Here is an 11,798-nt window from a genome sequence, read left to right on the forward strand (position 1 = left end):
TGGGGGAGGTGGCGGGTATGAAACGTCACGCGGCCAGAAGAATCGCTCCCTCTGGCCGCGTAACTGAATAGGCGGTGCCTCACTCAACGTGTCGCCCGATGCTTGATAACGTTCGTTTTCACGCCCGGTTATCGGTCTGGTGGACGATAGGCACCCTTTCTTTTGGCATCATTCCAGATGTTATGAGCGAAAATATTTGCCAGTCAGCAACGCAATCATAACCAGTTGAATGAGCAACTCCAACTAAAATGCACTTAGCATGCCAAGTTTGAAAAATTCAAATCAATACACTGATTACTAATGCTTTTTAATTTAAAGATCACCAGGAAATACATAATTCAGAGTACGAATAACGAAAATACACGCCAAAAAGACGATTTATGTCGCTAAAAACAGACAGCTTTATGACGTCATCACACCACTCATATAAATCAAACAGTTAAATGTCACTAATTAGAGACAGTAAAAAGCCTGTCCGTCGCAAAAAAACGACAAACTGAGAAAGCAGGCGTAAAAAAGGGGCCGAAGCCCCTTTCTCTCACTGACCTTAACTTAGCCCAGCTGTCTACGCGCATTGCGGAACATACGCATCCACGGACCATCCTCGCCCCATTCTTCTGGGTGCCAGGAGTTACTGACGGTACGGAACACACGCTCAGGGTGCGGCATCATGACGGTTGCCCGGCCGCTGGTGCTGGTTACTGCCGTAATACCGTTTGGCGAGCCATTCGGGTTAGCCGGATAGTTCTCGGTTACCTGACCGTAGTGGTTGATATAACGCAGCGCCACCAGACCGTGCTCTTCAATCGCCGCCAGATGCGCACCATCGCGGACTTCAACTTGCCCTTCACCGTGTGAAACCGCAATCGGCATGCGCGATCCTGCCATGTCATTCATGAACAGCGACGGGCTTTTCTCCACTTCGACCAGGCTGAAGCGCGCTTCAAAGCGATCGGATTTATTGCGGACAAAACGCGGCCAGAGATCGGCACCCGGAATCAGTTCACGCAGGTTAGACATCATCTGGCAGCCGTTACACACGCCCAGCGCCAGCGTCTGTGGACGCAGGAAGAATTCAGCGAATTCATCACGCACGCGAGAGTTGAACAGAATAGATTTAGCCCAACCTTCACCCGCGCCCAGCACGTCACCATAAGAGAAGCCGCCACACGCCACCAGCGCCTGGAAATCCTGCAAGTTACGGCGATTTGCCAGCAGGTCACTCATATGGATGTCGATGGCATCAAAGCCTGCACGGTGGAACGCCGCCGCCATTTCTACGTGAGAGTTCACACCCTGCTCACGCAGGACTGCCACTTTAGGGCGGACATTCTTAGCGATATAAGGTGCGGCGATATCTTCCTGCGGCTCGAAGGTCAGAGACACGTTCAGGCCAGGATCGTTATCATCCTGTCTGGCGATGTGTTCCTGATCGGCACACTGCGGGTTATCACGCAGGCGCTGCATCTGCCAGCTGGTTTCAGCCCACCAGCGACGCAGCGTTGAACGGCTTTCCTGATAGACGGCTTTTGCACCCTGATTAATGGTGAAACGCGTGCCTTCTTCAGCATGACCGAGGTAATGCGCACAGTCCGCCAAACCGTGCAGCGCCAGAACCGCTTCCACTTCCGCACGACGGGCAGCAGGAATCTGAATGACTGCGCCAAGCTCTTCGTTAAACAGCGTCGCCAGCGTATCTTCACCCTGAGACGCGATATCAACAGTCACACCGCAATGGCCAGCAAACGCCATTTCTGCCAGCGTAACCAGCAGGCCACCGTCAGAACGGTCGTGGTAGGCCAAAAGCGCTTTGTCCGCGACCAGTTGCTGTATGGCGTTAAAGAAGCCTGCCAGTTGCTCTGGGCTATGAACATCTGCCGTCTTACGACCCAACTGACGATAAACCTGCGCCAGCGCTGTCGCGCCCAGTGCTTTATTACCAGCACCCAGATCGATGAGCAGCAGCGCATTATCCTGTCCGGTACGCAGCTGTGGCGTTACCGTGTTACGCACGTCTTCCACGCGGGCAAACGCAGAAATCACCAACGACATCGGCGAGGTTACCGCGCGATCTTCGCCCTCTTCCTGCCAGCGGGTTTTCATCGACATAGAGTCTTTACCCACCGGAATCGTCAGACCCAGCGCAGGGCACAGTTCTTCACCCACGGCTTTCACCGCATCGTACAGCCCGGCATCTTCGCCCGGGTGCCCTGCTGCTGCCATCCAGTTCGCAGACAGCTTCACGCGAGTCAGCGGGCCGATATGCGTGGCAGCAATGTTCGTCAGCGCCTCGCCCACGGCCAAACGTGCGGAGGCCGCAAAGTTACGCAGCGCAACGGGCGCACGTTCACCGATAGACATCGCCTCGCCGTAATAGCTGTCAAGGCTGGCGGTGGTCACTGCACAGTCAGCCACTGGCACCTGCCACGGACCGACCATCTGATCGCGTGCCACCATACCGGTAACAGAGCGGTCACCAATGGTGATCAGGAAGGTTTTTTCGGCGACAACAGGCAAATGCAGCACGCGCTCGACCGCTTCAGCCAGATAGATTTCATCACGCTGTAGCGGCGTACCTTCAACCTGCTTGCGCTCAACGTCACGCAGCATCTTCGGCGTTTTGCCCAGCAGCACATCCAGCGGTAAGTCGATAGGTTGGTTGTTGAAGTGACGATCGTTCATCGTCAGATGCAGTTCTTCCGTCGCCTCACCAATCACCGCATAAGGCGCACGTTCACGGCGGCAAATTTCATCAAACTGTGCCAACTGCTCTGGCGCAACGGCCAGAACATAGCGCTCTTGCGATTCGTTACACCAGACTTCCAGCGGGCTCATGCCCGGTTCGTCGTTCAGAATATCGCGCAGTTCAAAGCGACCACCGCGACCACCGTCGCTCACCAGTTCCGGCATGGCGTTGGACAGACCGCCGGCGCCAACATCGTGGATAAACAGAATCGGGTTGGCTTCACCCAATTGCCAGCAGCGGTCGATCACTTCCTGACAGCGACGTTCCATTTCCGGGTTATCGCGCTGTACAGAAGCAAAATCCAGATCCGCATCAGACTGACCCGATGCCATAGAAGAAGCTGCACCGCCACCCAGACCGATATTCATGGACGGTCCGCCCAGTACAATCAGTTTGGCACCGACGATAATTTCGCCTTTTTGGACGTGATCGGCGCGGATGTTACCAATACCGCCCGCCAGCATGATCGGTTTATGGTAGCCGCGCAGCTCTGTGCCATTGTGGCTATCAACGCGCTCTTCATAAGTACGGAAATAGCCCGTCAGTGCAGGACGACCGAATTCGTTGTTGAATGCCGCGCCGCCCAATGGGCCTTCGGTCATGATATCCAGCGCACTAACAATACGCTCTGGCTTACCGAACTCTTCTTCTTCCCACGGCTGGACAAAGCCAGGAATGCGCAGGTTCGATACAGAGAAGCCCACCAGACCCGCTTTCGGTTTGGAACCACGGCCTGTCGCGCCTTCATCACGGATTTCACCACCGGATCCTGTTGCTGCGCCCGGCCACGGTGAAATGGCGGTTGGGTGGTTATGCGTTTCAACCTTCATCAGGATATGAGCGTCTTCCTGATGGTAATCATATTGTCCGTTGGTATCGGTATAGAAACGGCCGACGGCGGAGCCTTCCATAACGGCGGCGTTATCTTTATAGGCAGAGAGAACATGATCGGGCGTGTGTTCAAAGGTATTTTTGATCATTTTGAACAGTGACTTCGGCTGAGTGACGCCGTCAATCACCCAATCAGCATTGAAAATCTTGTGCCGGCAGTGCTCAGAGTTCGCCTGTGCGAACATATACAGTTCAATATCGGTTGGATTACGGCCCAGTTTGGTGAAGGCTTCCAGCAGATAATCAATTTCATCTTCTGCCAATGCCAGCCCCAGACGGACGTTCGCCTCTTCCAGTGCCTGACGCCCTTGCAGCAGAATTTCGATGCGCTTGAAAGGTGCAGGTTGATGATGAGAGAACAGCGCTTCGGCCTGTTTCAGGTCGCTAAATACGCTTTCCATCATCCGGTCATGTAGCAGTGCCCCCAGTTGCTGCCACTGTTCATCGCTCAGCGTCGGCGCATGAATATAGAAAGCCAGACCGCGTTCCAGACGCAGTACTTTGCTTAATCCACAGTTATGGGCGATATCCGTTGCTTTGGAAGACCACGGTGAAATCGTGCCGGGACGCGGCGTGACCAGTAACAGATGGCCTTGCGGCTCGTGCTCCGCGAGAGAAGGACCATACTTCAGCAAACGTGTCAGTTTGGCCTGTTCATCGTTGTTCAGCGGGGCGCTGACATCGGCGAAATGTACGTATTCAGCATAGATATCGCTGACCGGCAAAACGTGCTCTTTGCAACGGACCAGCAATTTATTAATACGAAAAGCCGATAAAGCAGGTGAACCACGCAGTATTTCCATAATCTAAAGTTCTCTCGTCTTCGATGCACTGGCTGCGATACAGCCATTGGGCACAACAGGGGGGAAACGCGCATATTATAGAGAATCCTTCCCTCGGACGAAACCGTTTGCGTGGCGATAATTTCACTTCGCGTCCGGCGAATGATTAATCGGTGACCAAATCAATAAAAGTTGCACACTGGCGCTTTGTTAAGCAAAATGCCCCCACTCTGGGAAATGACGTATAAAAAAACTGCCGTTACAGACAGCCTGGCCACACGGCCGCCGAGAGATAACTATTTGAAGCCGTTAAAATTAAATTATTTTTTCATCGGGATTATCACGTTACTGCTGGCGTTAGCGCTATGGCCTAGTATTCCCTGGCGCAGTAGTCAGGATGTACAGCTCAGGCAGATCCTCTCACGCGGTGAGTTGCGTATCAGCACGGTCAACTCACCGCTGACTTATGCAATGAGCAACGGATCCCCGACAGGTCTGGACTATGAACTGGCAAAACGGTTCGCCGATTACCTCGGCGTCAAGCTGGTGGTCTCGTCACGCAAGAACCTTGACGAACTGTTCGACGATCTGGACGGTGACGATGCAGACCTGCTGGCTGCCGGGCTGATCTACAACCACGAGCGTCTGGAACGCTTCCGTGCCGGCCCAACCTACTATTCCATTTCACAACAGATGGTGTACCGCCTCGGTTCACCTCGCCCAAAAACGCTGGATAAACTGCAAGGCCGCCTCGTCGTGACGTCGGGTTCAGCCCATGCTGCTACCCTGCGCGATCTAAAAGCAGAAAAATACCCGCAGCTAAGCTGGGAGTCGGCTTCCGATCAGAGCACGCAGGACTTACTGAAGCAGGTTGCCGACGGCAAACTGGACTATACGTTGGGTGATTCGGTCACCATCGGCTTAATGCAGCGAATTCATCCGCAGCTCGCTGTCGCCTTCGATCTCAGCGACGAAGAACCTGTTACCTGGTATATGCGACGCTCACACGATGACAGCCTGTCCGCCGCGCTGCTGGATTTCTTCAGCCAGATTGTCGAAGACGGGACACTCGCACGTCTGGAGGAGAAGTACCTCGGCCATGTTGGCGAATTTGACTATGTCGATACCACCACGTTCTTGAGTGCGATTGATGAAACGCTGCCAGATCTGCGCCCGCTGTTTGAAAAATACGCCACCGATATCGACTGGAAGCTGCTGGCCGCCATCTCCTATCAGGAATCACACTGGAACCCGCTGGCGACTTCCCCTACCGGCGTGCGCGGGCTGATGATGCTGACGCGTAACACGGCAGAAAGTCTTAACGTCACCGATCGGGTCGACCCAGAGCAAAGTATTCGCGGCGGCGCGCAATATATGTCGCACATGATGCAGAAAATGCCGGACACCATCCCGGAAGATGAAAAAATCTGGTTTGCGCTGGCCTCCTACAACATGGGATACGCCCATCTGCTTGATGCGCGTAAATTGACCGAAAAACAGAAGGGTAACCCCGACAGCTGGGTCGATGTGAAAATGCGCCTGCCGATGCTGAGCCAAAAGCGCTATTACACTCAAACCACCTACGGCTACGCGCGCGGACATGAAGCCTATAACTACGTGGAAAACATTCGGCGTTATATGGTGAGTCTGGAAGGTTATCTGATAGAAAAAGAAACCAAAGCGCAGCAACAAACCCAGATCGCACAAGGCTATCCGGCGGTTCCTATCAATAAGGTGCCGGAATAAACCTGCATAAAACGCCGCTACTCCTGCGCAGTGTTTTTCTCGCTTTTTTCTGCGGCACGCCGGGCTTTATGCTGTTCACGGCGCAGACGGAAGAACGCGCTGAGCGTTGCAGAACATTCATCAGCCAGAATGCCCGATTCAATCACGATCTGATGATTCATGCCGGGGTGGCGCAGAATGTCCACTAGCGAGCCCGCGGCCCCCGTTTTCTCATCTGATGCACCGTAAACCAAACGGCCAATACGGCTGTGTATCATCGCACCCGCACACATGATGCACGGCTCCAGCGTGACATACAGCGTTGTCTCCAGCAGGCGGTAGTTCTGCAACACCTGCCCTCCCTGCCGTAGTGCCATAATCTCAGCATGCGCGGTAGGATCGTGATGCCCAATCGGCCGGTTCCACCCCTCGCCGATCGCTTCATTATCCAGCACCAGCACCGCTCCAACCGGTACTTCGCCTTCATCCTGAGCACGCTGAGCCAGCGTTAATGCATAGCGCATCCAGTATTCATCGTTACGCAGGCTAACCACGTTTCCTCTCTCGAACATTCATATTTTGGCGGCGCATTATACCTATATGAAGAGATGAAAAAATCAGGTGAAAGGGTGAAAAAATCATTCCAGCTGTTGCAGGCTACCTTCGGGGGTGACTCGCCAGCGGTGTTCGCAGAAATAGAGCAGCGGATTGTCCTGTTTGCTGTCGCTGTAACCGCTGTAGAGCTTGAGCGGCGCGCCCAGACGCTGCTCCATCTGCGTCACTTTTTCATGTCCCAGACAGCGCAACGTTAATACCCAGCCGCCATAGCGGTGTGTAATCTGGCTTCCCATCAGGCGCACGCCGGGCAGAAAAGGCGAATCATGATAGACCTGCTCCACCAGCCGCTGCGGCGATCCCGTCACCAGCCAGACCTGCGCCTCGCTGTCTTCAAGATAGGTTTTCAGCCGCTGCTGAACCTGCGGAAACGGTATGACATCATGACGAAACGCGCCGACAAACTGCTTTTCCAATTGAACCAGCTCGTCTTCATCACGGCCAAACGTAATCGCCCACAGCAGCCAGCTCATCGGCCATCGGGCCGCGCGACCACGAATCAATAACCCCAGCCCGATAATCGGTAATAGCGGGATAACCAGAACGAGATTTAACGGCAACCGACGAAGTAAAAAACGCAAAAAGCTGCCAAACATGTCCTGCTGATGCAACGTGCCATCCAGATCAAAAAAAACAATGCGTTGCTCTCGCTTATCACTCAAAACGTTTCTCCCGACTTACACCAAGATAATCTTATCCGCCAATTAGCGCCTCACGCAGATAACCATTGTGCTGCTTCAGACGCTCACGCGCCGCTGCCACGTCAATATTAGCCAGAAGCATCAGAATTGCAGGCTTAACCTCATTATCCGCCTGCACCAGCGCCTGCTGCGCTTGCTCCCGCTCGGCTCCCGTTGCTTCAACGACGATGCGGCAAGCCCGGTCTAACAGCTTCACGTTGGTTGCCTTCACATCCACCATCAAATTCTGGTACACCTTCCCCAGCTTAACCATTGCGCCGGTAGAAATCATATTTAGGACCAATTTTTGCGCTGTTCCTGACTTCAACCGTGTCGACCCCGTTAACGCTTCCGGGCCAACCACCGGAGAAATCGCCACCTGTGCTTCTTGTGCGATGGGAGAATGGGGATTACAGGAGATCGCCGCCGTCCGGCAGCCAACGTCATGCGCATAGCGCAACGCGCCAATCACATATGGCGTCCGGCCTGATGCCGCAAGGCCGACAACCATATCGGCAGCGGTTAAATTCAGCGCTTTTAAGTCCGCCTCACCGAGTGCGGGATCGTCTTCCGCACCTTCAACCGCCTTCAGTAGTGCGCCCGGCCCGCCAGCAATCAGGCCGATAACCAGCCCGTGCGGCACGCCAAACGTCGGCGGGCACTCTGAGGCATCCAACACGCCCAAACGGCCGCTGGTTCCCGCGCCCAGATAGATCAGCCGCCCACCTTCCTGCAACGATGCCGCAGCCAGATCGACAGCCTCGGCAATCGCGGGTAAAACCAGCGCAATGGCTTCAGGCACTTTCCGATCTTCCTGATTAAACGCGTGCATCATCTCCAACGTAGAGAGCTGATCCAGCGCCATCGTTGCTGGATTGCGCGTTTCGGAAACCAGTTTCCCTAAATTAAGATTCTCTCCATCCATCACATCTGAACGCATTCAGCTACCTCATGCTTTATATCAGCGCGCTACACGCTTATGACAAACAATCATTTTCACCACTATACCCTAAATAATTCGAGTTGCAGGAAGGCGGCAACGCAGAGAATCTCAGGAGCTTACTCCAGTAAGTGACTGGGGTGAGCGAGGAAAGCCAACGCACATGCATCTTGAAGTATGACGGGTATATACTGCTTTTGAGACCTATGAAAGTACGCTATTCTGCATCGAATTCACTCTCCACATGCATCTCGCAAGGTAAACAGAGAAACCTCAGTACGGCTCCCCGGGTTCAAAATTTCCAGTTACACGCTTTTCTTTATTAGCTGTCTGCTGTTTCTGCTGGCGGGTTCCCTACGTGCGGACTGGGATTTTATTACCATTAATCAGCGAACCGAGCAGCTTTATGGCCCGGCTACGCCTGATGCTCGCCGCCGAATAGATGAATGGCAGACGCTGTTGGTCAATTCCCGCAATAAAGAGGAAAAGGCGCTGCTGAGCAGCGTGAACCAATTTTTCAATGACCGTATGCTGTTTCGCGATGATATTGTCGTCTGGAATCAGGAAGATTACTGGGCTACGCCGATTGAAGCGCTGCGTAAAGGTGCCGGGGACTGCGAAGATTATGCGCTTGCCAAGTATTTTACGCTGCGCCATTTAGGCGTATCAGCAGACAAATTACGCATTACCTATGTTAAAGCCCTGCGTCTGAATAAAGCGCACATGGTAGTGACCTATTATCCCACGCCAACCTCGATTCCACTGGTGTTGGACAATCTGACCGACAAGATCCAACCTGCGACAGAGCGCAATGATTTAGTTCCGGTGTACGCCTTTAACGGCGGTGGTCTCTGGCTGCCGGGCGCGAGCGGCAGCAACAAACGCGTCGGTGACAGCAAACGACTTTCACGCTGGCAAGATGTATTAACCAAAATGCGTGCCGAAGGGTTTTCAATTGAGGAGTAAAGGTAGGCTATGTCTCTATACAAACAATTACTGATAGCCATCTGCCTGTTTGTGCTAATTATTTTCAGCGGGAGTTTTTTCGTCAGCCTGGAAAATTCGCGTGAACAGTACAATAACCAGCTTCACTCTCACGCGCAGGATGCCGCTACCGCATTAGGGCTTTCCCTGACGCCAAATATTGATGACCCAGCGATGGTGGAGCTGATGGTCAGCTCGATTTTCGACAGCGGCTATTTTTCCAGTATTCGCGTGCGGGATTTAAAAACCAGCAACGTCACGCTGGAACGCACCGCCTCGCCGGATATCCCTGACGTCCCGCTCTGGTTTGTCCGGTTGGTGAACCTGCAACCCGGCGCGGGCGAAGCCATCGTAATGCGCGGCTGGGAGCAGGCGGCAAAAGTGGAAGTTGTCAGCCACCCGATGTTCGCAGTCACCCGTTTGTGGCGCAGCAGCACAGCCACCTTCCTGTGGCTGCTCGGCTGTGGCACGCTGGGCGTGTTCCTCGGTGCGCTGTTCCTGCGCCGCCAGCTACGTCCGCTCGATTATATTGTCGATCAGTCGCTGGCGATTACCCGTCGTGAATTCCTCAGCCAGCCAGATTTACCCAATACGCCCGAATTTCGCCGCGTCGCGCAGGCGATGAATCTGATGGTCAGCAAGCTCAAAACGCTGTTTGAAGAGGAAGCAGAGCGGAGCGAGCGCCTGCGTCAGGAAGCCTATCAGGATCCTCAAACCGGATTGAATAACCGTCGCGCGTTTGACATGCAGTTCAACGATAAACTGGCCGATGAAGAAACCGCCCCCGGTTTTCTTATCATGATTCGCGTTCAGGATCTGGCGGGGATGAACCAACGGTTGGGCGGCCAGCGTACCGATGCGCTATTAGCCTCCGTCGGGCATATTCTGCGTAAAACGCAAAAGCAGCATACGAATGCTGAGAGCCTTCTGGCACGCATCCGTGGCGGGGAATTTGCGCTGTTCTGTCCGGGCCTGGTCGATAAAGAAGCCTATGCGCTGATTGGCGAACTGACGCGCAACATTGAAACTTTGCACCTGACAGGCGAAACCGATGTCTCCCCAGTTGCCCAATTCGGCATGGTGCCTTTCCGCCCCGGCGACACCGCGCAATCCCTGTTTATTCAGGGCGATCAGGCGCTCACGCGGGCCGAAAGCGATACCGATACCACCGCGCCTCACGCGATGCCGTCCGTCAGTGCCGAACAGGTCGAAACCGATCGCCATATGTGGTTTAACCTGCTCGATCCCATTTTGGAGCAGGAACGCTTGCAGCTTTTCCTGCAACCGGTCGTAGCGTGTGACGATCCCAGTCAGGTGCTGCATCACAAGGTACTGGCTCGTATTCAGGATGCGCAAGGGAACAGCATCGCCGCAGGCCGCTTCCTGCCGTGGATTCAACGCTTTGGCTGGGATACCCGTCTGGATCAAACGATGCTGCGTGAAGTGCTGGACTATCTCCGTCAGCACGACGGCAATCTGGCGCTGAGTCTGTCCGGCACCACGGTACTGAATCTTCATCTGCTCGCCGATCTGCTTGCCCCATTGAAGCATCAGCCTGACGTCGCCAGACGACTGATTCTGGAGCTGGATGAGAACCAATTGCCAGACAGCACCCAGTTGGAAGCCTTAATCAAGCTGCTGAATGAACATGGCTGTGCGCTGGGGCTACAACATTTTGGCGGGCGCTTTAATATGATCGGCAACCTGTCCCAATGGGGACTGGCTTACCTGAAAGTCGATGGCAGCTACATCCGCAATATCGATCAGGAAGACGATAAGCAAATGTTTATCGAAGCGCTGTATCGCGCCACCAACAGTATTGCCCTGCCACTTATTGCCGAACGTGTTGAAACCGCAGGTGAGCTGAAAGTGCTTCAGGAGATGGGATTACAGGGCGCGATGGGACGGCTGCTGGGTGAACCAGCACCAGCGGTCAGAGTCTGATGCGACATTATTTTGGCTAACCGCGTTATTTTGGCTAACCGCGTTTAACGGCCCCAGCTTCTCACTACGATATTGAGAAGCTGGGGTTGTATTGAAAAGCGGGGATCGACGTTAAGATATCATCTCTCTACAACATCATTTCTTCAAAACATCGTCTCTTCATCGTCGCCAATCAGCTTGTTTAACCCGCCATTCAGCGCTTCACGCGCCTGCGCACGGTTGATCAACTTCAGCTGTGCCGCCTGAGGGAAATCGGTAATGCTGACCACACCTTTCTGAATCAAAACCTGAATTAAATCCTCCAGCACGCGCACCATTTCCAGATCGCTTTGCCGCAATTGCTGGAGGCTGGACATCGCTGCCTGATGGCTGCGGAACCAGGCCTGCGCCTCGCGCGAATCATCCGTCAGTTCGCCATTCATTTCAGGAAAAGGACTCTTTTCTACCTTCATCAGGTGACCATCACTGTCGCGCTGGATATAAAACATGTT

8 protein-coding genes are annotated in these 11,798 nt (G+C 53.9%); 3 read left to right on the forward strand and 5 right to left on the reverse strand.

The window, feature by feature from the left end:
- Nucleotides 1-552 precede the first annotated feature (552 nt).
- Nucleotides 553-4,440, reverse strand: a complete 3,888-nt coding sequence (gene purL / locus EIP93_RS16275; RefSeq protein WP_125232977.1) for a phosphoribosylformylglycinamidine synthase — start codon at nt 4,438-4,440, stop codon at nt 553-555.
- A gap of 216 nt (nt 4,441-4,656) precedes the next feature.
- On the opposite strand from purL, the gene mltF reads away from it, so the two are divergent.
- The gene (mltF, locus tag EIP93_RS16280; RefSeq protein ID WP_039508032.1) at nt 4,657-6,165 is read left to right on the forward strand and encodes a membrane-bound lytic murein transglycosylase MltF; all 1,509 of its coding nucleotides are present in this window, start codon (nt 4,657-4,659) and stop codon (nt 6,163-6,165) included.
- A gap of 17 nt (nt 6,166-6,182) precedes the next feature.
- Here the strand turns inward: mltF and tadA are convergent, their stop codons facing one another.
- The 3 genes from tadA to murQ all read right to left on the reverse strand — a co-directional run bounded on the left by tadA (nt 6,183) and on the right by murQ (nt 8,379).
- The gene (tadA, locus tag EIP93_RS16285; RefSeq protein WP_103971490.1) at nt 6,183-6,716 is read right to left on the reverse strand and encodes a tRNA adenosine(34) deaminase TadA; all 534 of its coding nucleotides are present in this window, start codon (nt 6,714-6,716) and stop codon (nt 6,183-6,185) included.
- Nucleotides 6,717-6,782: 66 nt separating this feature from the next.
- On the reverse strand, nt 6,783-7,421 hold the full coding sequence (gene yfhb / locus EIP93_RS16290; RefSeq protein WP_125232978.1) for a phosphatidylglycerophosphatase C: 639 nt from the start codon (nt 7,419-7,421) through the stop codon (nt 6,783-6,785).
- A 31-nt stretch (nt 7,422-7,452) separates the two neighbouring features.
- A complete protein-coding gene (gene murQ / locus EIP93_RS16295) occupies nt 7,453-8,379 on the reverse strand; it encodes an N-acetylmuramic acid 6-phosphate etherase (protein WP_103971489.1) in 927 nt (308 codons plus the stop codon).
- A 297-nt stretch (nt 8,380-8,676) separates the two neighbouring features.
- Between murQ and lapG the strand changes: the two genes are divergently transcribed.
- Both lapG and lapD read left to right on the forward strand, forming a co-directional pair.
- Nucleotides 8,677-9,345 (forward strand): cysteine protease LapG, encoded by a 669-nt coding sequence (lapG, locus tag EIP93_RS16300; protein WP_164498030.1) that lies wholly within the window; start codon nt 8,677-8,679, stop codon nt 9,343-9,345.
- Between the two features lie 9 nt (nt 9,346-9,354).
- On the forward strand, nt 9,355-11,307 hold the full coding sequence (gene lapD / locus EIP93_RS16305) for a cyclic di-GMP receptor LapD (protein WP_125232980.1): 1,953 nt from the start codon (nt 9,355-9,357) through the stop codon (nt 11,305-11,307).
- Nucleotides 11,308-11,450: 143 nt separating this feature from the next.
- Here lapD and EIP93_RS16310 read toward each other — a convergent pair whose 3' ends face one another.
- Nucleotides 11,451-11,795: a tryptophan synthase subunit beta gene (locus EIP93_RS16310; protein WP_103862561.1), complete on the reverse strand. Its 345-nt coding sequence runs from the start codon at nt 11,793-11,795 to the stop codon at nt 11,451-11,453.
- Between the last annotated feature and the right edge of the window lie 3 nt (nt 11,796-11,798).

Origin of the sequence: Pectobacterium versatile (assembly GCF_003932035.1) — a bacterium.
Classification (GTDB): Bacteria; Pseudomonadota; Gammaproteobacteria; order Enterobacterales; family Enterobacteriaceae; genus Pectobacterium; species Pectobacterium versatile.